Below are 26,131 nucleotides of genomic sequence, written 5' to 3' on the forward strand. Positions count from 1 at the left end.
ATATTACGCTTTCCTCTTTCAGAGTCAAGCCTGAATTTCAGGATTTTTCTCTTTGTTGTTCCGACTGTTGCTGTGAAGCGTTTCACATTGTCGTCTCAACGGAGGCGCATTATAGGGATCCCATTTTTTTGCACAAGCCTTTTTTCGATCTTTTCTTTCGACCGCTGGTTTTTCGCGCTTTTCGCTGCGATCGCATACGATCTGCTTAAAAATGATACCACTTTGCCTTGCTTACCCCTGGGAATGCAGCCAAAGTCTGTTTCACGGTCCAAGAAAGATGAGGTTTTTATGTCTGCAGTACTGCGTCCTTATAAAGATACCTTTCCTGAAGTCGGTCAACGCGTCATGGTTGATCCGTCAAGCGTAGTCATTGGCGATGTTCGGATCGCCGATGACGTCGGCATTTGGCCCCTGGTTGCTATGCGCGGCGATGTACATTTTATTGCGATTGGTGCCCGCACTAATATTCAGGATGGAAGCGTGCTCCATGTGACGCACAAGTCTTCTTACAACCCGGAAGGCAATCCGTTGGTTGTGGGTGAAGACGTAACGGTCGGGCATAAGGTAATGCTGCACGGCTGCACCATCGGCAATCGTGTGCTGGTAGGAATGGGATCGATTGTATTAGATGGCGTAGTAGTTGAAGACGACGTGATGATTGGCGCAGGCAGCCTGGTTCCACAGAATAAGCGCCTTGAAAGCGGCTATTTGTATCTTGGAAGCCCAGTTAAACAGATCCGGCCACTCTCGGATGCTGAAATTCAGGGCTTAGTCTATTCCGCTAATAACTATGTGAAGTGGAAAGATGAGTATCTGGATCAGGAGAGCCAAAACCAACCCTGATCGTCATCCTGCCCCTCAGCAATCAGGGGCTCGATCTCTTCTTCCAGATCCCAGCGGTGTTGGCGAAACAGCTCCAGCCATTCTGCAGGTGTTTCGCCACCATAACGACTTGTCAGCGACACAGCAGAAATCGCGCAGTTAACCTGAAACCCGTCCGTCAGCGCCGGAAAACACACTGCGCGCAGATCTTCATTCCACTGCTCGACGTCCGGAAACTGGATTGCCTGATTCATGCCGCCAGATCCTGCTTGAGACGTTCAATGATCGGGGCCACATCCGGCATCTGCCCATGCCATAGCATAAAGGCATGCGCCGCCTGGCCCACCAGCATACCTAACCCATCGGCCATACTCTGCGCCCCCAGCGACTCGCACCAGCTCAAAAAAGGCGTGCGGCCTTGCTGATAAAACATGTCATAGCAATGTACGCTGGCGTGAACCAGTGAAGCGGGGATGGCTGGGCGATCGCCCGAAATCCCGCTGGACGTAGCATTAACGATAAGATCAAACGCATGCCCAGCAAGCGCATCGCCGTCCAGCGCGACCACACCACCGGTATGGCTGAAAAGCGAGGCCAGTTGCTGAGCCCGAGACAGGGTTCGGTTAGTGATGGTTACCGCACAATCTAAAGAAAGCAGCGGAAGCAGTACTCCCCGCGCCGCGCCGCCTGCGCCAATCAACAATACGCGCGAGCCGGGCTTAATCATCTTCAGCCGCTCTAAATCACTTAATAGCCCGATGCCATCCGTGTTATCGCCAAGCAGTCGCCCATCTTCAAGGCGCTTCAAAGTATTCACCGCACCCGCCAGCGAAGCGCGTTCGGTCAACTCATCCGCGCGCCCAAACGCTTCTTCTTTAAAGGGTACCGTAACGTTAGCGCCTTTACCGCCAGCCTGGAAAAAAGCCTCCAGCGTCGGGATAAATCCATCAAGCGGGGCCAGAACCCGGCCATAGGGATGGATAACCTGCATCTGCTGGGCAAAGAGCTGATGAATAAAAGGGGATTTGCTATGAGCAACAGGATTGCCGAATACCGCATAGGTTTCCATTACATCACCCCTCACGAAAGAGTTCGCCTGTTAGCGCATCGCGGATCTCAGAAGGATTAAGACGTCCACCGGTCGCACCATCAAGCACAGGGAAATCATTACCAAATTGTCGCTGGACTTCCTCCGTGCTACGGCACGGCGGCAATCCGGTTAAATTGGCGCTGGTTGACACTAACGGCTTGCCAAACGCTTCACACAACGCCATCACTAACGGGTGATCGGTGACGCGCACAGCCAATGTGTCGAAGCGGCCAGTGAGCCAGCGCGGCGTCGTGCTTTTGGCGGGAAAGACAAAAGTGACAGGACCGGGCCAGCGGGCAAAAACAGCGTCGCGCTGCGCTTGTGTCAGCATACTGTCGTCAATATAAGGCTTCAGTTGGTCAAAACGGGAGGCGATGAGAATAAGCCCCTTTTCTACCGGACGCTGTTTAAGCGCCAGCAGGCGATTAACCGCAACTTGACTATCAGGATCGCAACCTACCCCAAACACAGCTTCAGTAGGATAGGCAATCACTTCTTCTTTTTTAAGTACCTCAACGATCGATTCGATGGGGCTTGCAGGCAGGTTTTTATTCACTTTTTTCCGCCGTAACCGGCTTTCCACATTGTTTACTGGCGCAGAAGTACTTAGCCCCTTGCGCGGTTTTCTTTTCAATAAGTAACGGGTAGCCACACGCAAGGCATACACCCGCTACAGGTTTAGCATTAATCACGAACTGGCATTCCGGATAGCGATCGCAGGAATGAAAGGTTTTGCCATAACGGGAGCGGCGCTGGATAAGACGGCCTTCCTGACACTGCGGACAGCTAATCGACGTCTCATCAGGCTTATCAATCTGTTCGGTATGGTCACATTCCGGGTAGCGGCTACAGCCGATAAACATACCAAACCGGCCCTGGCGCAACACCAGTTCGGCCTGACACAGGGGGCAGAACTGGCCCTCCAGAATTTTGATGATATGTCCATCCGCCTGATTACGCAGGGGACGGACATAATCACATTCCGGATAGTGAGAACAACCGAGAAACGGGCCATGTTTCCCGGTTCGAATTACCAGATCGGCCCCACACTGCGGGCAGGGCTCTTGTTGGCGCACAGAAAAGAGTGCCGATTTTGTCATAACGACTTATTACGCTGCATAAATGTTAGTGCAGCATACCTTCATTCACTTCGAAGAGTAATTCTTCCATTTGTTGATAGGCGTTTTCACAGCCCGGAAGATTGAACAACACCATCAATACCACCCATTTGAGATCTTCAAGATCGAAATCGGCCGTATCAAGTGCCAGTACGCGTTCAATTACCATTTCACGGGTTTCGAGGTTCAGCACCTGAATTTGTTCCAGGAACAACAGAAATCCCCGGCAGCTGGCATCCAGTCTCTGACACTCTTCGGCGGTATAAATACGCATCGAAAGCGGGTCAGAAGCCAACTGCATCGGCTCAACCAGACCGTCCTGATAATCCGCCAGTTTTTCTAACCACAGTAGCGCATTGAAAATATCTTCACGCTCAAAGCCAGCATCAGTAAGGTCGCGAGTGATGATATCCTGATCGACACGCACTTCGGCGTCGTTATGGATATATGTCTCAAACAAATACATTAGTACGTCGAACATGGCCTGCCCTCCTTAATCGGACATAGCCGCCGGGTACAGCTGCGATCCATCCTGCTAACTCCAGTTCGAGTAATTGGGTTACTGTCTCTGGCACAGGTTGGCCGGCACGTTCAGCGACGACGTCAACAGGTGTAACCTCATCTCCTACGTTAGCCAACAGCTCGGGAAATGGCAATGCGCCCTCCTCTTCATTTGGTGAATAATTTGCGATATTCAGAGAAGGCAGCCATTGGAGATCGCTTTGCAAATACGTAAGGATCTCTTCGGGAGAAGTGACCAGCGTAGCACCCTGCTGAATCAGCCAGTGTGGCCCGCTTGCCCCTGGATTGCCGATCGGGCCCGGCAGCGCAAAGACTTCCCGTCCCTGTTCAAGCGCACAGCGCGCGGTAACTAACGAACCGCTGCGCTGTGTCGCCTCAACCACCAGCACGCCGTGGCTTAAACCGCTAATAATGCGATTTCGTCTGGGGAAGTTGCTTTGCCAGGGCTTCATGTTAAGCGGGAACTCGCTAACCAGCGCGCCGCCTTTGGCTACTATCTCGTCAGCCAGCCGCTTGTGCCGCTTAGGGTACAACTGCCCAAGGCCGCTGCCGAGCACGGCAATGGTGCTCCCTTTCATATTGAGTGCCGCACGATGGGCTACACCATCAATCCCTAACGCCAATCCGCTGGTAATCGTTATCCCCAGGTTAGCCAGAGTTTCACAAAAATATCGTCCCCAATGTTCGCCGTACCATGAATGTGCGCGGCTTCCAACTACGGCAAGCTGTGGCGTGGTTAACGCATCGATATTGCCGGCAATCATCAGCGCGCCAGGGAACCAGTCAATGGTTTTGAGCAACGAAGGATACAGGAGCATATCTGCGGTTAATAAGTGATGCCCAGGCTCCTCAAGCCAACTGAGGGCGCGTTCAATGTCAGTCATGCCAACCGATAAGAACTGCTGAATTTGTGAAGCCGACAGCGGTACGGCGCCCAAAGCCAGAGCGGGTTCGTCAGGATGATGCTGCAAAAGTTTCACAGCATTAAGCATCTGTTCGCCATTCAGGCTGGCAACGGCCATTAAACGCAACCAAATTTCTGTAAGCGGCATCCTTTTCCCCTGCCATTAATGCATCCAGGCAATCCCTGCGATTGGTTACGGATGCTGTCAATCAGGGGGGGTTTTGTCTAGAATAGACATAATGATCTTTATCAACTCTTGAACACAGCTCTGGATAAATATGTCAGTTTTGCAGGTATTACATTTTCCGGACGAGCGCCTTCGCAAAGTCGCCGAACCGGTTAAAGAAGTGAATGCGGAAATTCAACGTATCGTGGATGATATGTTCGAAACGATGTACGCCGAAGAAGGCATTGGCCTGGCGGCCACTCAGGTCGATATTCATCAGCGGATTATTGTGATCGACGTTTCTGAGAATCGCGATGAGCGTTTAGTGCTGATCAACCCGGAACTGCTGGAAAAACACGGTGAGACGGGCATTGAAGAGGGATGTTTATCCATTCCTGAGCAGAGAGCCCTGGTGCCGCGCGCCGAGACGGTAAAAATTCGTGCGCTTGACCGAGACGGCAACAGTTTCGAGTTAGCCGCCGATGGCCTGCTGGCAATTTGTATTCAGCATGAAATGGATCATCTGGTGGGCAAACTGTTTGTTGATTATCTCTCGCCGATGAAGCGCCAGCGTATTCGCCAGAAAGTTGAGAAACTCGATCGTTTAAACGGGCGTTAAGCCGTTAGCACAACAGGGAATATCGTGTCCGATTCATTACGTATCATTTTTGCAGGTACGCCTGATTTTGCAGCGCGTCATCTCGATGCTCTGCTTGCCGCGAATTATAACGTGGTGGGCGTGTTTACTCAGCCTGACCGCCCGGCCGGACGCGGTAAAAAGCTCATGCCTTCGCCGGTTAAAGCCGTGGCGCAAGAGCGCGGCCTCCCTGTTTTCCAGCCCGCCTCGCTTCGCCCGGCTGACAATCAACAGCTTATCGCCGATTTGAACGCCGATATCATGGTTGTGGTGGCTTATGGTTTGATTTTGCCTAAAGCCGTGCTGGAGATGCCTCGCCTGGGCTGTATCAACGTTCATGGCTCGTTACTGCCGCGTTGGCGCGGGGCTGCGCCGATCCAGCGCTCGCTTTGGGCGGGCGACGAAGAAACTGGCGTAACCATTATGCAGATGGACGTGGGACTGGATACCGGTGATATGTTGTATAAACTGGCCTGCCCGATTACGCCAGACGATACCAGCGCCTCGCTGTATGACAAACTGGCCGAACTGGGTCCGCAAGGGCTTATCGAGACGCTGCAACTGCTCGCCAGCGGTAAAGCCAGCCCGGAAGTGCAGGACGAATCGCGGGTAACCTATGCGGAAAAACTGAGTAAAGAAGAGGCCCTGCTTGACTGGTCGCTCTCTGCCGCTCAGTTAGAGCGCTGTATTCGCGCCTTCAATCCGTGGCCGATGAGTTACTTCATGATGGACGGGCAGCCGGTAAAAGTCTGGAAAGCCAGCGTACTTGAAACTGGGTTCAATGCCGCGCCGGGCACCATCCTTGAGGCGGATAAGCAAGGTATTCAGGTTGCGACAGCACAGGGCGTCCTCAATCTTGAAGAATTGCAGCCTGCCGGCAAAAAAGCCATGAAAGCGCAGGATTTGCTGAATTCCCGCAAGGCGTTTTTTGCGCCAGGCAACAGACTTGCCTGAACCTCATTCTCTTTTTAGCGCCCGGAACTTCCGGGCCTTTTTATTTTACTGACCGTAACTATGAAGAAATCACCGAATATTCGCAGCCTGGCGGCGCAGGCCGTTGAGCAAGTGGTCGAGAAAGGCCAGTCCCTCAGCAATGTTCTGCCGCCCTTGCAGCAGAAAGTGCCTGAGAAAGATAAAGCGCTGCTCCAGGAGCTGTGCTTTGGCGTACTGCGTACTCTTTCACAGCTTGAGTGGCTTATCGGCAAACTAATGTCGCGCCCGATGACCGGTAAACAGCGTACCGTACATTATTTAATTATGGTTGGGCTGTACCAGCTACTTTATACCCGTATTCCTCCCCATGCAGCGCTAGCCGAAACGGTAGAAGGTGCGGTGGTGATCAAGCGTCCGCAGCTTAAAGGCCTCATTAACGGTGTATTGCGTGAGTTTCAGCGCCAGCAGGAAACCCTGCTCGGCGAATTTGCCGCCCACGATAGCCGTTTCCTGCATCCTTCATGGTTGGTTAAACGGCTACGCGCCGCTTATCCCACACAGTGGGAAGAAATTCTTGAAGCAAATAATCAACGGCCGCCAATGTGGCTGCGGGTTAATCGCCAGCATCACAGCCGCGACGCCTGGCTAGCCCTGTTGGAAGAAAGCGGGATCCAGGGCTTCGCTCATCCGGCATATCCAGATGCGGTACGTCTGGAAACCCCTACGCCGGTCCATGCGCTCCCCGGTTTTGAAGAGGGATGGGTCACGGTACAGGATGCGTCGGCGCAAGGCTGCCTTCCCCTGCTTTCCCCGCAAAATGGCGAGGAGATTTTAGATCTCTGCGCGGCACCGGGCGGTAAGACCACGCATATTCTGGAAGCCGCGCCTCAGGCGAATGTGCTTGCCGTAGATATTGATGAGCAGCGCCTGGGCCGGGTTTACGAAAATTTAAAACGTCTGGGCATGAAAGCGACCGTCAAGCAGGGCGATGGCCGCTATCCACAACAGTGGGCCGAAGATCAACAGTTCGACCGTATATTGCTGGATGCGCCATGCTCCGCAACGGGCGTGATCCGCCGTCATCCTGACATAAAATGGTTACGCCGCGACCGCGATATTCCGGAGCTGGCGGAACTCCAGTCGCAAATTCTGGATGCCGTCTGGCCACTGCTGAAACCCGGCGGTACGCTGGTTTACGCAACCTGTTCCGTTCTTCCTGAAGAGAACACGCAACAGGTAGCCACATTCCTGAAACGCACCGCTGATGCCCAGCTCACCGACACCGGTACGCAGGATGCACCGGGTATTCAGAATTTGCCGGCCAGCACAGAAGGTGACGGTTTCTTTTACGCTAAGCTTGTGAAGCAAGGCTAAGGTCATTTTCAACTGAGTCTGAGAAACGAAAGACGATGAAAATAATCATTCTGGGCGCGGGCCAGGTCGGCGGCACCCTGGCGGAAAATCTGGTCGGCGAAAACAACGACATCACGCTGGTTGATACCAATGGCGATCGCCTGCGCAGCCTGCAGGATAAGTTCGATCTACGCGTTGTACAGGGCCATGGCTCTCATCCCCGCGTGTTGCGTGAAGCTGGCGCGGATGATGCGGATATGCTGGTTGCTGTGACCAGTTCCGACGAAACCAATATGGTCGCTTGTCAGGTCGCTTATTCGCTGTTTAACACACCGAACCGTATTGCCCGTATCCGGGCGCCGGACTATGTCCGTGACGCTGAAAAGCTGTTTAATTCAGAAGCGGTACCTATCGACCATCTCATTGCCCCTGAGCAACTGGTTATCGATAATATTTATCGCCTGATTGAGTATCCCGGCGCGCTCCAGGTGGTCAATTTCGCGGAAGGAAAAGTCAGCCTTGCAGTGGTAAAAGCCTATTATGGTGGGCCGCTGGTAGGCAATGCGTTATCTACCATGCGCGAGCATATGCCGCATATCGACACCCGCGTGGCTGCGATCTTCCGTCACGATCGTCCCATTCGACCTCAGGGCTCAACGATCGTTGAAGCCGGTGATGAAGTGTTTTTCATCGCGGCATCACAGCATATCCGTGCGGTTATGAGCGAACTTCAGCGCCTGGAGAAACCCTATAAGCGCATTATGCTGGTAGGCGGTGGGAATATCGGAGCGGGCCTCGCGCATCGCCTGGAAAAAGATTACAGCGTTAAGCTGATTGAGCGTAACCAGCAGCGCGCCGCTGAACTCGCTGAAAAGCTTCAGAACACCATCGTGTTTTATGGCGATGCATCAGATCAGGAGTTGCTCGCTGAAGAGCACATTGATCAAGTGGATCTTTTTATTGCCGTCACTAACGATGACGAAGCCAATATTATGTCCGCCATGCTCGCGAAGCGAATGGGCGCAAAAAAAGTGATGGTACTGATCCAGCGACGCGCTTATGTCGATTTAGTACAGGGTAGCGTTATCGATATCGCGATTTCTCCCCAACAGGCAACTATTTCGGCATTACTAGGCCATGTTCGTAAAGCGGATATTGTTAGCGTATCTTCACTGCGGCGCGGCGTGGCGGAAGCAATTGAAGCGGTTGCCCACGGCGATGAGAGTACTTCCCGCGTCGTTGGACGGGTCATCGACGACATTAAACTTCCTCCCGGCACGATTATTGGCGCCGTGGTACGCGGCAATGACGTCATGATTGCTAATAATACGTTGCGGATTGAACAGGGCGATCACGTCATTATGTTCCTGACGGATAAAAAGTTTGTTTCTGACGTAGAGCGTTTATTCCAGCCAAGCCCCTTCTTCCTGTAATAGCGAGGCGGGCTGTTCCGCCTCGCTATTTTTCCGCTTTAACATTGTGGATACTGTGTGAAAACAATTACTTCGCACCAATGGCAAACGACCAACTCTTTGTTAGACTTATGAAGCTAGCCCAGATAAGGAGAATAAAATGAGTATGTTGAAAGAGTTTCGCGAATTCGCGATGCGCGGAAATGTGGTTGATTTGGCAGTGGGTGTGATTATTGGCGCGGCGTTCGGGAAAATTGTTTCTTCTCTGGTTGCCGATATTATTATGCCACCGCTGGGCTTATTAATCGGTGGTATCGACTTTAAACAGTTTGCACTGACACTGCGTCCGGCGGTTGGCGATACGCCTGCTGTAGTCATGCATTATGGCGTGTTTATTCAGAATGTATTTGATTTTATCATTGTCGCTTTCGCTATTTTCATGGCGATAAAGCTCATTAACAAACTGAATCGTAAGAAAAAAGAAGAGCCAAAAGCACCGCCTGCGCCAACAAAAGAAGAGGTTCTCCTGACTGAAATTCGCGATATTTTGAAACAACAGAAAGAACGTATTTAATTAACGCCGCAAAGCAGAAGGCCAGTGGAAAATAAGCTGTTAGCTTGTTTACCACTGGCCTCCCAGTCACCCCGCCCTTTGTGTTTCCCTTTCCTTTGATAGCTCCCTTTCCCTTTGATATTTTTCTCGACGCGTTGTCTGAATAACGGATCGTGTAACAGAGCTTCGAGCGCATTCTCTTTAATCTGCCCCCGAGTATGCTTATAACGACTCATAGATGTCTCCTTAGTAATGTGGCGCGAGTGTAATACTGGCTGGTTGATAAATCAACGTGCGGTACCGTTGGCACCCTGCTCCAGAGCTTCGAGGATCGAACAATATACGCTACTGTGTGCTGTGCCACAGCATGTTTCATTTAAGCGCTGTAGCGAGACGCGCATCAGTTCGAGTTCATTGATTCTGGCTTCTACATCTTTAAGCCTGGCCTGCACAATCCCTTTAGATTCCTGGCAGGTATGGTGTTCAGGATCGATGCGGATCGACAGTAGTTCACGGATGGATTCCAGCGTGAAGCCCAACTGCCGGGCGTAACGTATAAATTTCAGGCGCTGTAAATCGTTTTCACTGTATAAACGAAATCCACCTTCGGTGCGTATTTCATGATCCATCATCTGTTGTTTTTCATAAAAACGGATGGTGTCAGGCGTTACGTCCGCCAGTTTTGCTAACTCACCAATTCTGTACATCATTGCTCCTTTGCCAGTTTTTTCTCGATAGCTCGTCCATAGGAGGTATGCAGAAAAGCCGTACTCATGCCTGCCTGACGCAGTTTCATCTCCAGTACCTGCAGCCGTTTTTTTAGCGCGGCGTATTCCGGTTGTTCAGGGTTAAGGCCATTAAGCAGTTCATGAAGTTCCACCGCCTCTTTACGCTGCATTAACTCAGGAGGCAAAAAACCTGAATTCTTTAACAGGCGATAGCCGGCACGCAACTCTGGCGGCACATGGGTATCGTCGTCCAGTACCAGTTTCTGACCTGTACCGGGTAGGTTATCCAGCTCACCTTTATTTTGGGCTTCAACAATGCGTTGCTCAGCCCACCGATCGATTAACCACATAGCGTTATTCCGGGCTTTGAAGAGAAGAAAAGTATAACAGGCGGGGAAGTGAATATAAAAAAACCCGCCGAAGCGGGTTTTTTTAACGATACTGCAGATTACTCTGCAGCAGCTTCTGCTTTCGACTCAGAGCGATCAACCAGCTCGATGTATGCCATCGGCGCGTTGTCGCCTGCACGGAAGCCACACTTCAGAATGCGAGTGTAACCACCGGCGCGGCTCGCGAAACGCGGGCCCAGCTCGTTAAACAGTTTTGCCACGATCTCGTTATCACGAGTGCGGGCGAATGCCAGACGACGATTAGCAACGCTATCAGTCTTGGCAAGAGTAATCAGCGGCTCAACTACGCGACGCAGCTCTTTCGCTTTCGGCAGGGTCGTCTTGATGATTTCATGACGAACCAGAGAACCTGCCATGTTGCGGAACATAGCCTGGCGATGGCTGCTGTTGCGGTTCAGTTGACGACCACTCTTACGATGGCGCATGACCTTATCCTTCTCAGTAAAACCTTAACCTGTGATCCGGTTACTCGTCAGCAATGCTTGCCGGCGGCCAGTTTTCCAGGCGCATGCCCAGAGACAGACCACGTGAGGCCAGCACGTCTTTAATCTCGGTAAGAGATTTTTTACCTAGGTTCGGCGTTTTCAGCAACTCAACCTCGGTACGCTGTACCAGATCACCGATATAGTGGATAGCTTCTGCCTTGAGGCAGTTAGCAGAGCGGACAGTCAATTCCAGATCGTCAACAGGGCGCAGCAGGATCGGATCGAATTCTGGTTTTTCTTCTTTCACTTCCGGCTGACGTACATCACGTAAATCAACGAAAGCTTCCAGTTGTTCAGCCAGAATGGTCGCCGCACGACGAATCGCCTCTTCAGGATCGATTGTGCCGTTGGTTTCCATTTCGATGACCAGCTTGTCCAGGTCGGTACGCTGTTCTACACGCGCTGCTTCAACATTGTAGGCGATACGCTCTACAGGGCTATAGCAAGCGTCGACCAGCAGACGGCCGATTGGGCGCTCATCTTCTTCCGAATGAATTCGGGCAGAAGCCGGCACATAACCACGACCGCGCTGAACTTTGATACGCATGCTAATAGATGCGTTTTCATCGGTCAGGTGGCAGATCACGTGCTGCGGCTTGACGATTTCGACATCTCCATCATGGGTGATGTCGGCTGCAGTCACAGGGCCAATGCCAGATTTATTCAAAGTAAGGATAACTTCATCTTTACCTTGAACTCTTACCGCCAGCCCTTTCAGGTTAAGCAGGATTTCCAGGATATCTTCCTGAACACCTTCTTTGGTGCTGTACTCGTGCAGTACACCATCAATCTCAACCTCAGTCACCGCGCAACCCGGCATCGATGAAAGCAGAATACGGCGCAGTGCGTTACCCAGAGTATGGCCAAAGCCACGCTCTAAAGGCTCAAGGGTCACCTTGGCGTGCGTCGAACTCACTTGCTCGATATCTACCAGGCGCGGTTTTAGAAACTCTGTCACAGAACCCTGCATTGTGTCCTCTCTTTGGTACTAAGCTTTACTTGGAGTAAAGCTCGACGATCAGGTGTTCGTTAATGTCCGCAGACAGATCAGAACGCTCAGGCTTACGCTTAAACGTACCTTCCATCTTGCCACCATCAACTTCCAGCCAGGTTGGCTTTTCACGCTGCTCAGCCAGCTCCAGAGCTGCTTTCACGCGAGATTGCTTTTTCGCTTTCTCACGAATGCTGACTACGTCGTTCGGGCTAACCTGATAAGAAGCGATGTTAACAACACGACCGTTTACCATGATAGCTTTATGGCTAACCAGCTGACGTGCTTCAGCACGCGTAGCGCCAAAACCCATACGGTATACAACGTTGTCCAGACGACCTTCCAGCAGAGCCAACAGGTTTTCACCGGTGTTGCCTTTCAGACGTGCTGCTTCTTTATAGTAGTTACGGAACTGACGCTCCAGCACACCGTAGATACGGCGAACTTTTTGCTTTTCACGCAACTGCACACCATAGTCAGACAGACGCGGTTTACGCGCACCGTGCTGGCCAGGAGCTTGTTCAATTTTACACTTGGTATCAATCGCGCGAACGCCAGACTTCAGGAATAAGTCTGTACCCTCGCGACGGCTCAGCTTGAGCTTAGGACCCAAATATCTTGCCATTTTCTTTCTCCAACATTCCTAAAAACGGGCGTTATACGCGACGTTTTTTCGGCGGACGACAACCGTTGTGAGGGATCGGAGTCACATCAGTAATATTAGTGATGCGGAAACCAGCGGCGTTCAGAGCACGAATGGTAGATTCGCGACCCGGACCCGGTCCCTTAACCATAACTTCCAGGTTCTTGATACCGTATTCTTTCACGGCTTCTGCGCAACGCTCTGCTGCAACCTGAGCTGCAAACGGAGTGGATTTGCGAGAACCACGGAAACCGGAACCACCGGCAGTTGCCCAACCCAACGCGTTACCTTGACGATCGGTAATAGTCACGATGGTGTTGTTGAAAGAAGCATGGACATGAGCCACGCCGTCAGAGACTTGTTTTCTTACACGCTTACGTGCACGAACTGGTGCCTTTGCCATTATTCAATCACCCCGATTATTTCTTGATCGGTTTGCGCGGACCCTTACGGGTACGAGCGTTGGTCTTGGTACGCTGACCGCGAACCGGGAGACCACGACGATGACGCAAACCGCGATAGCAACCAAGGTCCATCAGACGCTTGATGCTCATGCTCACTTCACGGCGCAGATCACCTTCAACGACAAATTTGGCAACTTCGTCACGCAGCGTGTCGATTTGTTCTTCAGACAGCTCACTGATCTTAACATCTTCAGCGATACCCGCAGCGGCGCAGATGGCCTTGGAGCGAGTCTTGCCGACACCGTAGATCGAGGTTAACGCGATCACGGTATGTTTCTGATCAGGAATGTTAATGCCTGCTATACGGGCCACTATGCACTCCTACTATTTAATTATGCGCCCCATGCTGAAAAGCCCGTTTTCAGGATACTCAAATGGAAACGCATAGACATACAAAAGATTGGCTGGCTAATCTAGCCAGCTCAACCCAACTTTGCAAGAAAAATATGCGAGATAAATCAGCCTTGACGCTGTTTATGCTTCGGCTCGGCACTGCAAATCACGCGGATGACGCCATCACGCTTAACGATTTTGCAGTTACGGCATAATTTCTTGACGGAAGCACGAACTTTCATTTTTACTCTCCGTAACTTCTTAAGCGACCATTAACGGCCATAGCCTTTGAGGTTCGCTTTCTTCAATGCAGACTCGTACTGACTGGACATCATCAGAGTTTGCACTTGAGCCATAAAGTCCATAATGACGACAACAACGATTAGCAGTGAGGTCCCACCGAAGTAGAACGGCACTTTCATTGCATCACGCATGAACTCCGGGATCAGGCAGATAAAAGTAATATAAAGCGCGCCAACTAAAGTCAGACGAGTCATTACTTTATCGATATACTTCGCCGTTTGCTCTCCCGGACGAATTCCTGGTACAAATGCACCGGACTTCTTCAGGTTATCAGCTGTTTCTCTCGGGTTGAAAACCAACGCGGTATAGAAGAAACAGAAGAAGATGATTGCAGACGCATAGAGTAACACATAAAGCGGTTGCCCAGGCTGCAAATACAGCGAAATTGTTGTCAGCCAGTTCCAACCGGTACCGCCCCCGAACCATGACGCGATGGTCGCCGGGAACAGAATAATACTGGAAGCGAAAATTGCCGGGATAACCCCCGCCATATTCACTTTCAGCGGTAAATGTGTGCTCTGTGCAGCATAGACACGACGACCTTGCTGACGTTTCGCATAGTTCACCACAATGCGGCGTTGACCACGCTCAACGAAAACAACAAAGAAGGTCACTGCAAATACTAATACTGCAACCAACAGCAACAGGAGGAAGTGCAGGTCGCCTTGACGCGCTTGCTCGATCGTATGGCCAATGGCTGGCGGGAGACCCGCAACGATACCAGCGAAGATAATGATTGAGATACCGTTACCGATACCACGCTCAGTAATCTGTTCGCCGAGCCACATCAGGAACATTGTCCCTGTAACCAGACTGACAACAGCAGTGAAATAGAAGGCAAAGCCTGGGTTAAGAACCAGGCCCTGCATTCCAGGCATATTCGGCAGACCGGTAGCAATACCGATCGACTGGAATATCGCCAACACCAACGTACCGTAACGGGTGTACTGGCTAATCTTACGACGACCAGACTCCCCTTCTTTCTTAAGCTCCGCAAGGGCCGGATGAACGACCGTCAGCAACTGGATAATAATAGATGCCGAAATATACGGCATAATACCCAAAGCAAAGATAGAAGCACGGCTGAGAGCACCACCAGAGAACATGTTGAACATTTCAATGATGGTGCCACGCTGTTGATCAAGCAGTTTGGCAAGTACAGCGGCATCAATACCAGGGATCGGAATAAAAGAGCCAATTCGGAACACGATCAGCGCACCGATTACAAACAGCAGTCTGCGTTTCAGTTCGCCAAGGCCACCTTTGGCACTTTGAAAATCTAATCCCGGTTGTTTAGCCATCTGCTACTTATTCCTCAGTTTTACCGCCAGCAGCTTCGATAGCAGCACGAGCGCCTTTAGTAACACGCAGACCGCGTACAGTTACCGGACGAGTTACCTCGCCAGACAGGATCACTTTCGCGAACTCGATCTGGATACCGATAATGTTGGCCGCTTTCAGCGTGTTCAGGTCAACGACGTCGCCTTCTACTTTAGCCAGGTCAGACAGTCGAACTTCTGCGGTGACCATTGCTTTACGAGAAGTAAAACCGAATTTCGGCAGACGACGGTATAACGGCATCTGACCACCTTCGAAACCGCGACGTACGCCACCGCCAGAACGAGAGTTCTGACCTTTGTGACCACGACCACCGGTTTTACCCAGGCCAGAACCGATACCACGACCCAGACGCTTGGAAGCGTGCTTAGACCCTTCGGCCGGAGACAGAGTATTTAAACGCATCTCTTACTCCTCAACTTTAACCATGTAGGAAATCGCGTTAACCATACCGCGTACAGCAGGAGTATCCTCGCGCTCTACGGTGTGGCCAATACGACGCAGACCCAGGCCAAGCAGCGTTGCCTTGTGTTTCGGCAGACGACCGATTGCACTGCGGGTTTGAGTAATTTTAATAGTCTTTGCCATGGTCATTACCCCAGAATTTCTTCAACGGATTTACCACGCTTGGCAGCGACCATTTCTGGAGAATTCATATTTTCCAGGCCATCGATAGTTGCACGAACCACGTTAATCGGGTTGGTGGAACCGTACGCTTTAGCCAGTACGTTATGAACTCCAGCAACTTCCAGAACGGCGCGCATTGCACCACCGGCGATGATACCGGTACCTTCGGAAGCTGGCTGCATGAATACACGAGAACCCGTGTGAACACCTTTAACCGGGTGCTGCAGGGTGCCGTGGTTCAGCGCGACGTTAATCATATTGCGACGGGCTTTTTCCATCGCTTTCTGGATGGCTGCCGGAACTTCGCGTGCTTTACCGTAACCAAAACCAACGCGACCGTTACCATCGCCAACAACAGTCAGAGCTGTGAAGGAGAAAATACGACCACCTTTTACGGTTTTAGATACGCGGTTAACCGCGATCAGCTTTTCCTGCAGTTCGCCAGCTTGTTTTTCGATGTGAGCCATCTTACACCTCTACCTTAGAACTGAAGGCCAGCTTCACGGGCAGCATCTGCCAGTGCCTGGACACGACCATGATATTGGAAACCGGAACGGTCAAAGGAAACTTCTTTGATACCTTTTTCCAGAGCGCGTTCAGCAACTGCTTTACCAACAGCAGCGGCAGCGTCTTTGTTCCCAGTGTACTTCAGTTGTTCAGTGATAGCTTTTTCAACAGTAGAAGCTGCTACCAGAACTTCAGAACCATTCGGTGCAATTACCTGTGCGTAAATGTGACGCGGGGTACGATGTACCACCAGGCGAGTTGCACCCAGCTCTTTGAGCTTGCGGCGTGCGCGGGTCGCACGACGGATACGAGCAGATTTCTTATCCATAGTGTTACCTTACTTCTTCTTAGCCTCTTTGGTACGCACGACTTCGTCGGCGTAACGAACACCCTTGCCTTTATAAGGCTCAGGACGACGGTAGGCGCGCAGATCAGCTGCAACCTGACCGATCATCTGCTTATCAGCGCCTTTCAGCACGATTTCAGTCTGAGTCGGACATTCAGCAGTGATGCCTGCCGGCAGTTGATGGTCAACAGGATGTGAGAAACCCAGAGCCAGGTTTACTACATTGCCTTTAACCGCTGCACGATAACCTACACCAACCAGCTGCAGCTTCTTAGTGAAGCCTTCGGTAACACCGATAACCATTGAGTTCAGCAGTGCACGAGCAGTACCCGCCTGAGCCCATCCATCCACGTAACCATCACGCGGACCGAAAGTCAGAGCGTTGTCTGCTTGTTTCACTTCAACAGCATCGTTGAGAGTACGAGTCAGCTCGCCGTTTTTACCTTTGATCGTAATAACCTGACCGTTGAGTTTTACCTCTACGCCGGCAGGAATAACGACCGGTGCCTTAGCAACACGAGACATTTTTTCCTCCGATTACGCTACGTAGCAGATAATTTCGCCACCAAGACCAGCCTGGCGCGCTGCACGATCGGTCATAACACCTTTAGAGGTAGATACGACAGCGATACCTAAACCAGCCATTACTTTCGGCAGCTCATCTTTTTTCTTATAGATGCGCAGGCCTGGACGGCTGACACGCTGAATGCTTTCTACCACAGCCTTGCCCTGGAAATACTTAAGAGTCAGTTCCAGTTCCGGCTTGGTGTCGCCTTCAATTTTAAAATCTTCAATAAAACCTTCTTCCTTCAGCACGTTGGCAATTGCCACTTTCAGCTTGGAGGAAGGCATGGTGACCGCAGCTTTATTCGCGGATTGACCGTTACGGATACGGGTCAGCATATCCGCGATCGGATCTTGCATGCTCATCTGTCTTTACTCCCGTGATTCAATTGGTGACAATTACCAGCTAGCCTTCTTAAGACCCGGAATTTCACCGCGCATAGCGGCTTCACGGACCTTAATACGGCTCAACCCGAACTTCCGCAGGAAAGCGTGCGGACGACCAGTTTGGCGGCAGCGGTTACGCTGACGAGACGGGCTGGAATCACGCGGCAGAGACTGCAGCTTGAGAACGGCATTCCAACGATCTTCGTCAGAAGCGTTCACATCAGAAATGATCGCTTTCAGTTCAGCGCGTACAGCGAAGTATTTTTCAGCTAAAGCTACGCGTTTTACTTCGCGTGCTTTCATTGATTGCTTAGCCATGAAGTAACCCTACCTTACTTGCGGAACGGGAAGTCAAAGGCAGCCAGCAGAGCACGGCCTTCATCATCGGATTTCGCAGTAGTGGTAATGGTAATATCCAAACCACGAACGCGATCGACTTTATCGTAATCGATTTCCGGGAAGATGATCTGCTCACGGACACCCATGCTGTAGTTACCACGACCGTCGAAAGACTTAGCGGACAAGCCACGGAAGTCACGGATACGCGGTACAGCAATAGTGATCAGACGCTCAAAGAACTCCCACATGCGTTCGCCACGCAGAGTCACTTTACAGCCGATCGGATAGCCCTGACGGATTTTGAAGCCTGCAACAGATTTGCGTGCTTTGGTGATCAACGGTTTTTGACCGGAGATTGCTGCCAGGTCAGCTGCTGCGTTATCCAGCAGTTTCTTGTCAGCGATCGCTTCACCAACACCCATGTTCAGGGTGATCTTCTCGACCCGAGGGACTTGCATGACAGAATTGTAGTTAAACTCGGTCATGAGTTTCTTAACTACTTCGTCTTTGTAGTAATCATGCAGTTTCGCCATCGTACTACTCCAAATTACTTGATAGTTTCGCTATTAGATTTGAAGAAACGGACTTTTTTGCCGTCTTCGAATCTAAAACCTACACGGTCAGCCTTGCCGGTTGCCGCGTTGAAGATTGCAACGTTAGAAACCTGAATAGCCGCTTCTTTTTCAACGATGCCACCTGGTTGGTTCAGGGCCGGAACCGGCTTCTGATGTTTCTTAACCAGGTTGATACCTTCAACAATGAGCTTGCCGGAAGACAAGACATTCTTAACTTTACCGCGTTTACCTTTATCTTTACCGGTTAACACGATAACTTCGTCATCACGACGGATTTTAGCTGCCATGATTCGCTCCTTAGAGTACTTCTGGTGCCAGAGAGATAATTTTCATGAACTTTTCATTACGCAGTTCACGAGTTACCGGCCCAAAAATACGCGTGCCGATTGGCTGCTCGCTGTTATTGTTTAAAATAACGCATGCATTGCCATCGAAGCGAATGACAGAACCGTCCGGGCGACGAACGCCCTTCCTGGTGCGCACCACTACCGCCTTCAGGACATCGCCTTTTTTCACCTTACCGCGAGGAATTGCTTCCTTGATGGTAATTTTGATGATGTCGCCGACGCCTGCGTAGCGACGGTGCGAGCCACCCAGAACCTTGATACACATTACGCGACGTGCGCCGGAGTTGTCGGCCACGGTCAGCATAGTCTGTTCTTGGATCATTTCAGTGCTCCGCTAATGTCAACTACTACTTCGGGACCCAATAAATCGGGTCGTTAAAAAGCCCCATAATCGAGGGCGCGGCATTATAACACCGGTTCTTTGATATGGGTAGAAAAAATAAACGGCTCATCGCTGAGCCGTTTATTTGTATTGAGAAAGGCTACTGTATTACAGAACCGCTTTCTCTACAACGCGAACCAGCGTCCAGGACTTAGTCTTGGACAGCGGACGGCATTCACGGATTTCAACCTTGTCGCCGATACCGCATTCGTTGTTCTCGTCATGTACGTGCAGTTTGGTCGTACGCTTGATGAATTTACCGTAGATCGGGTGTTTCACAAAACGTTCGATAGCAACAACAATGGATTTTTCCATTTTGTCGCTAACAACGCGACCTTGCAGAGTACGGATTTTATCGGTCATTACGCACCCGCCTTCTCAGTCAGTAAAGTCTTAACGCGTGCGACATCACGACGCACTTGCTTCAACAGGTGAGACTGTTGCAGCTGGCCACTTGCAGCCTGCATACGCAGGTTGAACTGCTCACGCAGCAGGTTCAGCAGCTCGGTGTTCAGCTCTTCAACACTTTTCTCACGCAGCTCTTTTGCTTTCATTACATCACCGTCTTAGTTACAAAGGTGGTTTTAATCGGCAGTTTCGCTGCTGCCAGCTTGAATGCTTCACGGGCCAGCTCTTCCGGTACTCCGTCCATTTCATACAGGACTTTACCCGGCTGAATTAAGGCAACCCAATACTCCACGTTACCTTTACCTTTACCCATACGCACTTCCAGCGGCTTTTCGGTGATCGGTTTGTCCGGGAATACACGGATCCAGATCTTACCTTGACGCTTAACTGCACGGGTCATAGCACGACGTGCTGCTTCGATCTGACGGGCAGTCAGACGACCACGGCCAACAGCTTTCAGACCGAAAGTGCCGAAGCTAACATCCGTACCCTGCGCCAGACCACGGTTGCGGCCTTTGTGCACTTTACGGAATTTTGTACGCTTTGGTTGTAACATCAGCGACGCTCCTTATTTACGGCCTTTACGCTGCTGCTTTTTAGGTTGAGCAGCCGGTTTTTCCGGTTGTTCAACAGCAGCCATACCACCCAGGATCTCACCTTTGAAGATCCACACTTTAACGCCGATTACACCGTAAGTGGTGTGCGCTTCAGAGGTGTTGTAGTCGATGTCAGCACGCAGGGTGTGCAACGGAACACGACCTTCACGGTACCATTCGGTACGTGCGATCTCCGCGCCGCCCAGACGGCCGCTAACTTCAACTTTGATACCTTTAGCGCCCAGACGCATGGCGTTCTGCACAGCACGCTTCATCGCACGACGGAACATCACACGACGCTCCAGCTGAGAAGTGATGCTGTCAGCAACCAGTTTTGCGTCCAGTTCAGGCTTACGAACTTCAGCGATATTGATCTGAGCAGGAACGCCAGCGATATCCGCTACGACCTTGCGCAGTTTTTCTACGTCTTCGCCTTTCTTACCGATAACGATACCCGGGCGAGCAGTGTGAATGGTCACACGGATGCTCTTAGCCGGACGCTCGATAACGATACGAGATACGGACGCTTTAGCCAGTTCCTTCGTCAGGTACTGACGTACTTTAAAGTCGCTGTCCAGGTTGTCAGCGAATTCTTTGGTGTTCGCAAACCAGGTAGAGTTCCATGGTTTTACAATACCCAGGCGAATACCATTAGGATGTACTTTCTGACCCATTGCTAGTCTCCAGAGTCTCAGCGATCGGACACAACCACAGTAATGTGGCTGGTGCGCTTCAGGATGCGATCTGCACGACCTTTCGCACGCGGCATAATGCGCTTCATGCTCGGGCCTTCGTCTACGAAAATTTTCGCAACTTTCAGATCGTCGATGTCAGCGCCATCGTTGTGTTCAGCGTTAGCAATGGCAGATTCCAGTACTTTCTTAACCAATACCGCAGCTTTCTTGTTGGTATAGGTCAGGATGTCCAGGGCCTGCGACACTTTCTTACCGCGAATCAGGTCAGCAACAAGGCGAACCTTTTGAGCAGAAGAACGAGCATGGCGATGTTTAGCGATAGTTTCCATCTCTTCCTCCTACCTTATTTCTTCTTCGCTTTTTTATCAGCAGCGTGGCCGCGATAAGTACGAGTCGGTGCGAATTCACCCAGTTTGTGACCAACCATTTCGTCGGAAACAAAGACTGGAACGTGCTGACGACCATTATGGACAGCGATGGTCAAACCGATCATGTTAGGAAAGATCGTTGAACGACGGGACCAAGTGCGCAGGGGCTTCTTGTCTCCGCTTTCCACCGCTTTCTCTACCTTCTTCAGCAAGTGCAGGTCAATAAAAGGACCTTTCTTGAGAGAACGTGGCATGGCTTATCCTCTAAAATTATTTGCTACGGCGACGTACGATAAATTTATCAGTACGCTTGTTGCTGCGGGTCTTCTTACCTTTGGTCTGGACGCCCCACGGAGTTACCGGGTGCTTACCAAAGTTACGACCTTCACCACCACCGTGTGGGTGGTCGACTGGGTTCATCGCAGTACCGCGAACGGTAGGACGAACACCACGCCAGCGTGCAGCACCTGCTTTACCCAGAACGCGCAGCATATGCTCAGCATTGCCAACTTCGCCCAGAGTTGCGCGGCAATCTGCTTCGACTTTACGCATTTCACCAGAACGCAGACGCAGGGTGACATAAGCACCATCGCGCGCAACGATCTGAACGTAAGTACCCGCAGAACGCGCCAGCTGACCGCCTTTACCAGGTTTCATTTCTACGTTATGAACGGTAGAACCAACCGGGATATTGCGCATCGGCAGGGTGTTACCCGCTTTGATTGCAGCATCAACGCCAGACTGAATCTGGTCGCCCGCTTTCAGGCCTTTCGGGGCCAGGATGTAACGGCGTTCGCCGTCTTTGTACAGAACCAGCGCGATGTTCGCGGAACGGTTCGGATCGTACTCAAGACGCTCAACAACTGCCGGGATACCATCTTTGTTGCGTTTGAAGTCAACAATACGGTAAGCCTGCTTGTGGCCACCACCGATGTGACGAGTGGTGATGCGACCATTGTTGTTACGACCACCGGATTTGCTGTTTTTTTCCAGCAACGGAGCAAAAGGTTTGCCCTTGTGCAGCTCAGGGTTAACCACTTTAACTACGTGGCGACGACCCGGAGATGTCGGTTTACACTTAACAACTGCCATTGTATTACTCCTCCGACTTACTCAGCGCCGCCAACGAAGTCCAGGTTCTGGCCTTCTTTCAGGGTGACGTAAGCTTTTTTCCAGTCGCTACGACGACCGATACGCTGTCCGTGACGTTTAACTTTCCCTTTAACAACCAGGGTGTTAACGACTTCGACTTCGACTTCAAACAGTTTCTGCACAGCAGCTTTGATTTCTGCTTTAGTCGCGTCTTTGGCAACTTTGAGAACGATGGTGTTAGTTTTTTCCATCGCAGTAGACGCTTTCTCAGAAACGTGCGGTGCACGCAGCACCTTCAGCAAACGTTCTTCACGAATCATGCCAGCATCTCCTCAACTTGCTTAACAGCGTCAGCCGTCATTACGACTTTGTCGAAGGCGATCAGGCTAACCGGATCGATGCTCACTGCGTCACGTACGTCAACCTTGTGCAGGTTGCGTGCAGCCAGGAACAGATTCTCATCCAGTTCGCCGGTGATGATCAGCACATCTTCCAGAGCCATGTCTTTCAGTTTCTGAGCCAGCAGCTTAGTTTTCGGCGCTTCTACAGAGAACTTCTCGACAACGATCAGACGATCTTGACGTACCAGTTCGGACAGGATGCTTTTCAGCGCGCCGCGGTACATCTTTTTGTTAACTTTTTGACTGTGGTCCTGCGGGCGAGCAGCGAAGGTCACGCCACCGGAACGCCAGATCGGGCTCTTGATAGAACCAGAACGCGCACGGCCGGTACCTTTCTGGCGCCACGGCTTTTTACCGGAACCAGTTACTTCAGCACGGGTCTTCTGAGCACGAGTACCCTGACGAGCACCAGCTGCATAAGCTACAACAACCTGGTGTACCAGCGCTTCGTTGAAGTCACGACCGAAGGTAGTTTCGGAAACAGTCAGCGCGCTTTGCGCGTCTTTCAGTACTAATTCCATTGCTATCTCCTTACGCCTTCACAGCTGGTTTAACGATAAGGTTGCTACCGGTTGCACCCGGGACCGCACCTTTAACCAGCAGCAGGTTGCGCTCAGCGTCAACACGTACTACGTCCAGGCTCTGAACGGTTACACGTTCGTTGCCCAGCTGACCTGCCATTTTCTTGCCTTTGAATACCTTGCCCGGAGTCTGGTTCTGACCGATAGAACCCGGAACGCGGTGAGACAAGGAGTTACCGTGAGTCGCGTCCTGGGTACGGAAGTTCCAGCGCTTAACGGTACCTGCGAAACCTTTACCTTTAGAGGTGCCAGTTACGTCAACTTTTTTCACTTCTGCAAACAGTTCAACGCTGATGCTCTGACCAACAGTGAACTCTTCGCCGTCTGCCAGGCGGAATTCCCACAGACCACGGCCAGCTTCAACGCCAGCTTTCGCGAAGTGACCAGCTTCCGGCTTAGTTACACGGTTAGCTTTTTTAGCACCAGTGGTAACCTGAATTGCACGGTAGCCGTCGTTAGCCAGGTCTTTAACCTGAGTAACACGGTTTGCTTCTACTTCGATAACGGTTACTGGGATAGAAACGCCGTCTTCAGTGAAGATACGGGTCATACCCACTTTTTTACCGACTAAACCAATCATTGTTTCAACCTCTCAATCGCTCAATGACCTGATTAACCCAGGCTGATCTGCACGTCTACACCGGCAGCCAGATCCAGACGCATCAGAGCATCAACGGTTTTCTCGGTTGGCTCAACGATGTCAACCAGACGCTTGTGAGTGCGAATTTCGTACTGATCGCGCGCGTCTTTGTTAACGTGCGGGGAGATCAGAACGGTAAAGCGCTCTTTGCGGGTCGGCAGCGGGATCGGACCACGTACTTGCGCACCAGTGCGCTTAGCAGTCTCGACGATTTCGGCGGTTGATTGATCGATCAGACGATGATCAAACGCTTTCAAGCGGATACGGATTCTTTGGTTCTGCATGAGACCAGAGCTCCAATTATTTATAGACGAAAATAATTACTCCTCACACCCATTACGATTGATGGGGGAGTGTAATCGTTTTTTACATAGCTTCCCAATTGGAAGCATTGTTAAGCAATAAACTGCATTGCCTCGGTTCTGATTGAACCGGCCGTCAATATTGACAAGCCCGCGCATTATACGGAATTACACAGCTTAAGCAAGCGCTGTTTACTCTTCATTCGTTCAGTCCAGGAACCCAGCGCGCAATTTTTTGCCGATGCCATGTGATGGCTCCAGATAAGCCTGAAGACAGCTTCTGTATAAAACAATGTGCACTACTTTCTCTTTGGGCATTTCGGCATTGTTAGCACACCCTTCCCTGTCATCATGGAGATGCCAATGCTCCTGGCATTGATGTTTTTCTATATTGTGGTATGCGGATGCCTTAGCTGGCATGACTGGCATACCCACCTCCTGCCCGATCGCCTGACCTGCCCTTTACTATGGGGCGGCCTGCTATTCAATGTATTCTGTTTGCCAGATGCATTATCCGATGCCGTACTTGGCGCGGTAGCGGGTTATGGATTCTTTGCCTGCTTCTATTGGATGTACCGCTGTTTGCGCGGTAATGAGGGATTAGGCTATGGTGACGTCAAGCTACTCGCAGCGCTGGGCGCCTGGCACGGATGGCAATCGCTTTCAGCCATTATTCTGATCGCATCAACGTGTGGGTTAGTCATTGCCGTATTACTGCTCTGGATAAATCCGCAACGGCATAAAAAAACCCCGCTGCCGTTTGGTCCATTTCTGGTGGCTGCAGGGTTCTGCGTTAGCTGGCCGACGTTTGCGCCGCCTGTAATAAGATTGCTTAGCTCTGTTCTTTGATCTGCGACTGGATATAGTTCTGCAAACCGATTTTCGCGATCAGATCCAGCTCGGTTTCCAGCCAGTCAATATGGTGCTCTTCATCCGCCAGAATAGTGATCATCATGTCACGGCTAACGTAATCATGAATGCTATCGGCATAGGCAATCGCCTCGCGCAAGTCTTTAGCGCCTTCGAGCTCAAGGTTAAGATCGGATTGCAGCATTTCTTCCACATCTTCGCCGATGTGCAATTTGCCAAGATCCTGCAAATTTGGGATACCCTCGAGGAACAAAATACGCTCAATGTACTTATCAGCGTGCTTCATTTCATCGATAGATTCATGGTATTCGACGTCATTGAGGCGCATCAGGCCCCAGTCTTTAAACATTCTTGCGTGAAGAAAATACTGATTGATTGCGACAAGCTCATTTCCCAATAATTTATTGAGATAATTTATTATCTTGATATCACCTTTCATTTTATAGCCCCTCCGCTTCCACTACATGAAGCGTAGATCGACTAAAAGGGAAGTCAAAAAAAAGATGAGACTTTAAGCAATCTCTTTGTATTCCGGGATCTGCATCAATTCATCCTGCATGATTTCACGCGCGGCGCGAATACACTTACCGCACTGATTCCCAACAGGAATAAATTTGCGCAACTGCTGAAATGACTGTGGATGAAACTGGCGTACTGCCTGGCGGATTTTTTTATCGCTGACACCGTTACATAAACAAACGTACATGATCGCTCCCGTTCAAATTATGCGCAGTGTAAATGAGAATAGTTATGATTACAATAGCACAATTGTAAACGGTAAAGCGCGGACGTAACCAAAATTACCGGGCAATATAAAAACAAAAAGGGCGCCGAAGCGCCCTTTTCAATTCAGGGTAATTAATTAGCCCAGAACTTTAGCAACAACGCCCGCGCCAACG

The 26,131-nt window shown here is 50.9% G+C and carries 46 protein-coding genes; 7 read left to right on the forward strand and 39 right to left on the reverse strand.

Translation table 11 applies throughout. From position 1 onward, the window contains the following. Window positions 1-288 precede the first annotated feature (288 nt). Window positions 289-843 (forward strand): gamma carbonic anhydrase family protein, encoded by a 555-nt coding sequence (locus GV764_RS04105; RefSeq protein WP_161659108.1) that lies wholly within the window; start codon window positions 289-291, stop codon window positions 841-843. On the opposite strand, the gene GV764_RS04110 is transcribed toward GV764_RS04105, so the two are convergent. The 6 genes from GV764_RS04110 to dprA are packed head-to-tail and all read right to left on the reverse strand — an operon-like array spanning window position 819 to window position 4,604. Beyond that, window positions 819-1,076, reverse strand: a complete 258-nt coding sequence (locus GV764_RS04110) for a DUF1488 family protein (RefSeq protein WP_161659109.1) — start codon at window positions 1,074-1,076, stop codon at window positions 819-821. The two genes, GV764_RS04105 and GV764_RS04110, sit on opposite strands and share 25 nt — an antisense overlap. Continuing rightward, window positions 1,073-1,891, reverse strand: coding sequence for a shikimate dehydrogenase (gene aroE, locus GV764_RS04115; protein ID WP_161659110.1), 819 nt, complete (start codon window positions 1,889-1,891; stop codon window positions 1,073-1,075). Before aroE ends, GV764_RS04110 begins: the two co-directional genes overlap by 4 nt. A 4-nt stretch (window positions 1,892-1,895) precedes the next feature. Next, window positions 1,896-2,468: an L-threonylcarbamoyladenylate synthase type 1 TsaC gene (tsaC, locus tag GV764_RS04120; protein WP_161659111.1), complete on the reverse strand. Its 573-nt coding sequence runs from the start codon at window positions 2,466-2,468 to the stop codon at window positions 1,896-1,898. Next, on the reverse strand, window positions 2,461-3,012 hold the full coding sequence (locus GV764_RS04125; protein WP_161659112.1) for a DNA topoisomerase family protein: 552 nt from the start codon (window positions 3,010-3,012) through the stop codon (window positions 2,461-2,463). The genes tsaC and GV764_RS04125 overlap by 8 nt, the downstream gene beginning before the upstream one ends. Window positions 3,013-3,037: 25 nt before the next feature. Next, on the reverse strand, window positions 3,038-3,511 hold the full coding sequence (gene smg, locus GV764_RS04130) for a DUF494 family protein Smg (protein ID WP_125295727.1): 474 nt from the start codon (window positions 3,509-3,511) through the stop codon (window positions 3,038-3,040). Beyond that, complete coding sequence (dprA, locus tag GV764_RS04135) at window positions 3,483-4,604, reverse strand: DNA-protecting protein DprA (protein ID WP_161659113.1); 1,122 nt, start codon at window positions 4,602-4,604, stop codon at window positions 3,483-3,485. The genes smg and dprA overlap by 29 nt, the downstream gene beginning before the upstream one ends. 130 nt (window positions 4,605-4,734) lie before the next feature. Between dprA and def the strand changes: the two genes are divergently transcribed. From def to mscL, 5 genes are all read left to right on the forward strand, one after another. Further along, complete coding sequence (gene def, locus GV764_RS04140) at window positions 4,735-5,241, forward strand: peptide deformylase (RefSeq protein WP_125295725.1); 507 nt, start codon at window positions 4,735-4,737, stop codon at window positions 5,239-5,241. Window positions 5,242-5,265: 24 nt separating this feature from the next. Continuing rightward, window positions 5,266-6,213 (forward strand): methionyl-tRNA formyltransferase, encoded by a 948-nt coding sequence (gene fmt, locus GV764_RS04145; protein ID WP_161659114.1) that lies wholly within the window; start codon window positions 5,266-5,268, stop codon window positions 6,211-6,213. A 60-nt stretch (window positions 6,214-6,273) separates the two neighbouring features. Next, complete coding sequence (gene rsmB / locus GV764_RS04150) at window positions 6,274-7,566, forward strand: 16S rRNA (cytosine(967)-C(5))-methyltransferase RsmB (protein WP_161659115.1); 1,293 nt, start codon at window positions 6,274-6,276, stop codon at window positions 7,564-7,566. A gap of 35 nt (window positions 7,567-7,601) precedes the next feature. Next, complete coding sequence (gene trkA, locus GV764_RS04155; RefSeq protein WP_125295722.1) at window positions 7,602-8,978, forward strand: Trk system potassium transporter TrkA; 1,377 nt, start codon at window positions 7,602-7,604, stop codon at window positions 8,976-8,978. A 139-nt stretch (window positions 8,979-9,117) separates the two neighbouring features. Beyond that, entirely contained in the window at window positions 9,118-9,531 is a 414-nt protein-coding gene (gene mscL, locus GV764_RS04160; RefSeq protein WP_125295721.1) for a large-conductance mechanosensitive channel protein MscL, read from the forward strand. On the opposite strand, the gene GV764_RS04165 is transcribed toward mscL, so the two are convergent. The 31 genes from GV764_RS04165 to rpsJ form a co-directional block, all read right to left on the reverse strand. Continuing rightward, on the reverse strand, window positions 9,528-9,746 hold the full coding sequence (locus tag GV764_RS04165; protein ID WP_161659116.1) for an alternative ribosome-rescue factor A: 219 nt from the start codon (window positions 9,744-9,746) through the stop codon (window positions 9,528-9,530). The genes mscL and GV764_RS04165 overlap by 4 nt on opposite strands. 51 nt (window positions 9,747-9,797) lie before the next feature. Continuing rightward, window positions 9,798-10,217, reverse strand: a complete 420-nt coding sequence (gene zntR / locus GV764_RS04170) for a Zn(2+)-responsive transcriptional regulator (RefSeq protein WP_161659117.1) — start codon at window positions 10,215-10,217, stop codon at window positions 9,798-9,800. After that, window positions 10,217-10,588, reverse strand: a complete 372-nt coding sequence (locus tag GV764_RS04175) for a DnaJ family domain-containing protein (protein WP_161659118.1) — start codon at window positions 10,586-10,588, stop codon at window positions 10,217-10,219. The genes zntR and GV764_RS04175 overlap by 1 nt, the downstream gene beginning before the upstream one ends. 98 nt (window positions 10,589-10,686) lie before the next feature. Further along, complete coding sequence (rplQ, locus tag GV764_RS04180) at window positions 10,687-11,073, reverse strand: 50S ribosomal protein L17 (RefSeq protein WP_001216372.1); 387 nt, start codon at window positions 11,071-11,073, stop codon at window positions 10,687-10,689. Between the two features lie 40 nt (window positions 11,074-11,113). Next, a complete protein-coding gene (locus GV764_RS04185) occupies window positions 11,114-12,103 on the reverse strand; it encodes a DNA-directed RNA polymerase subunit alpha (RefSeq protein WP_002438685.1) in 990 nt (329 codons plus the stop codon). Between the two features lie 25 nt (window positions 12,104-12,128). Continuing rightward, window positions 12,129-12,749, reverse strand: coding sequence for a 30S ribosomal protein S4 (rpsD, locus tag GV764_RS04190; protein WP_002438686.1), 621 nt, complete (start codon window positions 12,747-12,749; stop codon window positions 12,129-12,131). Between the two features lie 31 nt (window positions 12,750-12,780). Continuing rightward, window positions 12,781-13,170, reverse strand: coding sequence for a 30S ribosomal protein S11 (rpsK, locus tag GV764_RS04195; protein WP_004138423.1), 390 nt, complete (start codon window positions 13,168-13,170; stop codon window positions 12,781-12,783). Window positions 13,171-13,186: 16 nt separating this feature from the next. Further along, on the reverse strand, window positions 13,187-13,543 hold the full coding sequence (gene rpsM / locus GV764_RS04200) for a 30S ribosomal protein S13 (RefSeq protein WP_002438688.1): 357 nt from the start codon (window positions 13,541-13,543) through the stop codon (window positions 13,187-13,189). Between the two features lie 146 nt (window positions 13,544-13,689). Then, on the reverse strand, window positions 13,690-13,806 hold the full coding sequence (gene rpmJ, locus GV764_RS04205) for a 50S ribosomal protein L36 (protein WP_000868187.1): 117 nt from the start codon (window positions 13,804-13,806) through the stop codon (window positions 13,690-13,692). Window positions 13,807-13,836: 30 nt separating this feature from the next. Continuing rightward, on the reverse strand, window positions 13,837-15,168 hold the full coding sequence (gene secY, locus GV764_RS04210; protein ID WP_161659119.1) for a preprotein translocase subunit SecY: 1,332 nt from the start codon (window positions 15,166-15,168) through the stop codon (window positions 13,837-13,839). Window positions 15,169-15,175: 7 nt separating this feature from the next. After that, window positions 15,176-15,610: a 50S ribosomal protein L15 gene (gene rplO, locus GV764_RS04215; protein WP_002438693.1), complete on the reverse strand. Its 435-nt coding sequence runs from the start codon at window positions 15,608-15,610 to the stop codon at window positions 15,176-15,178. A 3-nt stretch (window positions 15,611-15,613) separates the two neighbouring features. Beyond that, a complete protein-coding gene (rpmD, locus tag GV764_RS04220) occupies window positions 15,614-15,793 on the reverse strand; it encodes a 50S ribosomal protein L30 (protein ID WP_002438695.1) in 180 nt (59 codons plus the stop codon). Between the two features lie 5 nt (window positions 15,794-15,798). Continuing rightward, complete coding sequence (gene rpsE / locus GV764_RS04225) at window positions 15,799-16,299, reverse strand: 30S ribosomal protein S5 (protein WP_002438697.1); 501 nt, start codon at window positions 16,297-16,299, stop codon at window positions 15,799-15,801. Window positions 16,300-16,313: 14 nt separating this feature from the next. Next, window positions 16,314-16,667, reverse strand: coding sequence for a 50S ribosomal protein L18 (gene rplR / locus GV764_RS04230; RefSeq protein ID WP_002438699.1), 354 nt, complete (start codon window positions 16,665-16,667; stop codon window positions 16,314-16,316). Between the two features lie 9 nt (window positions 16,668-16,676). Next, the gene (gene rplF, locus GV764_RS04235; RefSeq protein ID WP_002438700.1) at window positions 16,677-17,210 is read right to left on the reverse strand and encodes a 50S ribosomal protein L6; all 534 of its coding nucleotides are present in this window, start codon (window positions 17,208-17,210) and stop codon (window positions 16,677-16,679) included. Window positions 17,211-17,222: 12 nt separating this feature from the next. Further along, window positions 17,223-17,615, reverse strand: coding sequence for a 30S ribosomal protein S8 (gene rpsH / locus GV764_RS04240; protein ID WP_125295716.1), 393 nt, complete (start codon window positions 17,613-17,615; stop codon window positions 17,223-17,225). Window positions 17,616-17,648: 33 nt separating this feature from the next. Further along, window positions 17,649-17,954, reverse strand: coding sequence for a 30S ribosomal protein S14 (gene rpsN / locus GV764_RS04245; protein WP_002438702.1), 306 nt, complete (start codon window positions 17,952-17,954; stop codon window positions 17,649-17,651). Window positions 17,955-17,968: 14 nt separating this feature from the next. Continuing rightward, window positions 17,969-18,508, reverse strand: coding sequence for a 50S ribosomal protein L5 (rplE, locus tag GV764_RS04250; protein ID WP_002438703.1), 540 nt, complete (start codon window positions 18,506-18,508; stop codon window positions 17,969-17,971). Between the two features lie 14 nt (window positions 18,509-18,522). Continuing rightward, window positions 18,523-18,837 (reverse strand): 50S ribosomal protein L24, encoded by a 315-nt coding sequence (rplX, locus tag GV764_RS04255; protein ID WP_004106345.1) that lies wholly within the window; start codon window positions 18,835-18,837, stop codon window positions 18,523-18,525. A 10-nt stretch (window positions 18,838-18,847) separates the two neighbouring features. Continuing rightward, window positions 18,848-19,219 (reverse strand): 50S ribosomal protein L14, encoded by a 372-nt coding sequence (gene rplN / locus GV764_RS04260; protein WP_002438705.1) that lies wholly within the window; start codon window positions 19,217-19,219, stop codon window positions 18,848-18,850. A 168-nt stretch (window positions 19,220-19,387) separates the two neighbouring features. Continuing rightward, window positions 19,388-19,642, reverse strand: a complete 255-nt coding sequence (gene rpsQ / locus GV764_RS04265; RefSeq protein WP_002438707.1) for a 30S ribosomal protein S17 — start codon at window positions 19,640-19,642, stop codon at window positions 19,388-19,390. Beyond that, on the reverse strand, window positions 19,642-19,833 hold the full coding sequence (rpmC, locus tag GV764_RS04270; protein WP_000644742.1) for a 50S ribosomal protein L29: 192 nt from the start codon (window positions 19,831-19,833) through the stop codon (window positions 19,642-19,644). Before rpmC ends, rpsQ begins: the two co-directional genes overlap by 1 nt. Further along, complete coding sequence (gene rplP / locus GV764_RS04275; RefSeq protein WP_002438716.1) at window positions 19,833-20,243, reverse strand: 50S ribosomal protein L16; 411 nt, start codon at window positions 20,241-20,243, stop codon at window positions 19,833-19,835. The genes rpmC and rplP overlap by 1 nt, the downstream gene beginning before the upstream one ends. A gap of 12 nt (window positions 20,244-20,255) precedes the next feature. Further along, window positions 20,256-20,957 carry a 30S ribosomal protein S3 gene (gene rpsC, locus GV764_RS04280; protein ID WP_000529945.1) on the reverse strand — a complete coding sequence of 234 codons (702 nt, stop codon included), beginning with the start codon at window positions 20,955-20,957 and terminating at the stop codon, window positions 20,256-20,258. A gap of 17 nt (window positions 20,958-20,974) precedes the next feature. Further along, window positions 20,975-21,307: a 50S ribosomal protein L22 gene (gene rplV, locus GV764_RS04285; protein ID WP_002438719.1), complete on the reverse strand. Its 333-nt coding sequence runs from the start codon at window positions 21,305-21,307 to the stop codon at window positions 20,975-20,977. A gap of 14 nt (window positions 21,308-21,321) precedes the next feature. Continuing rightward, window positions 21,322-21,600, reverse strand: coding sequence for a 30S ribosomal protein S19 (gene rpsS / locus GV764_RS04290; protein ID WP_001138115.1), 279 nt, complete (start codon window positions 21,598-21,600; stop codon window positions 21,322-21,324). A gap of 16 nt (window positions 21,601-21,616) precedes the next feature. Continuing rightward, window positions 21,617-22,438 (reverse strand): 50S ribosomal protein L2, encoded by an 822-nt coding sequence (rplB, locus tag GV764_RS04295; RefSeq protein ID WP_000301859.1) that lies wholly within the window; start codon window positions 22,436-22,438, stop codon window positions 21,617-21,619. A 17-nt stretch (window positions 22,439-22,455) separates the two neighbouring features. Then, complete coding sequence (rplW, locus tag GV764_RS04300; protein WP_000617546.1) at window positions 22,456-22,758, reverse strand: 50S ribosomal protein L23; 303 nt, start codon at window positions 22,756-22,758, stop codon at window positions 22,456-22,458. Beyond that, a complete protein-coding gene (gene rplD / locus GV764_RS04305) occupies window positions 22,755-23,360 on the reverse strand; it encodes a 50S ribosomal protein L4 (RefSeq protein WP_002438727.1) in 606 nt (201 codons plus the stop codon). The genes rplW and rplD overlap by 4 nt, the downstream gene beginning before the upstream one ends. 10 nt (window positions 23,361-23,370) lie before the next feature. Beyond that, the gene (gene rplC, locus GV764_RS04310; RefSeq protein ID WP_125295715.1) at window positions 23,371-24,000 is read right to left on the reverse strand and encodes a 50S ribosomal protein L3; all 630 of its coding nucleotides are present in this window, start codon (window positions 23,998-24,000) and stop codon (window positions 23,371-23,373) included. A gap of 32 nt (window positions 24,001-24,032) precedes the next feature. Further along, window positions 24,033-24,344: a 30S ribosomal protein S10 gene (gene rpsJ / locus GV764_RS04315; RefSeq protein WP_001181005.1), complete on the reverse strand. Its 312-nt coding sequence runs from the start codon at window positions 24,342-24,344 to the stop codon at window positions 24,033-24,035. 375 nt (window positions 24,345-24,719) lie between these two features. On the opposite strand from rpsJ, the gene GV764_RS04320 reads away from it, so the two are divergent. After that, a complete protein-coding gene (locus GV764_RS04320; RefSeq protein ID WP_476561209.1) occupies window positions 24,720-25,211 on the forward strand; it encodes a prepilin peptidase in 492 nt (163 codons plus the stop codon). Here the strand turns inward: GV764_RS04320 and bfr are convergent. Then, a complete protein-coding gene (bfr, locus tag GV764_RS04325; protein WP_125295713.1) occupies window positions 25,195-25,671 on the reverse strand; it encodes a bacterioferritin in 477 nt (158 codons plus the stop codon). The two genes, GV764_RS04320 and bfr, sit on opposite strands and share 17 nt — an antisense overlap. Before the next feature lie 72 nt (window positions 25,672-25,743). Beyond that, the gene (bfd, locus tag GV764_RS04330) at window positions 25,744-25,938 is read right to left on the reverse strand and encodes a bacterioferritin-associated ferredoxin (RefSeq protein ID WP_161659121.1); all 195 of its coding nucleotides are present in this window, start codon (window positions 25,936-25,938) and stop codon (window positions 25,744-25,746) included. Window positions 25,939-26,131: the final 193 nt, after the last annotated feature.

It is taken from the genome of Atlantibacter hermannii, from assembly GCF_009907385.1.
Classification (GTDB): Bacteria; Pseudomonadota; Gammaproteobacteria; order Enterobacterales; family Enterobacteriaceae; genus Atlantibacter; species Atlantibacter hermannii_A.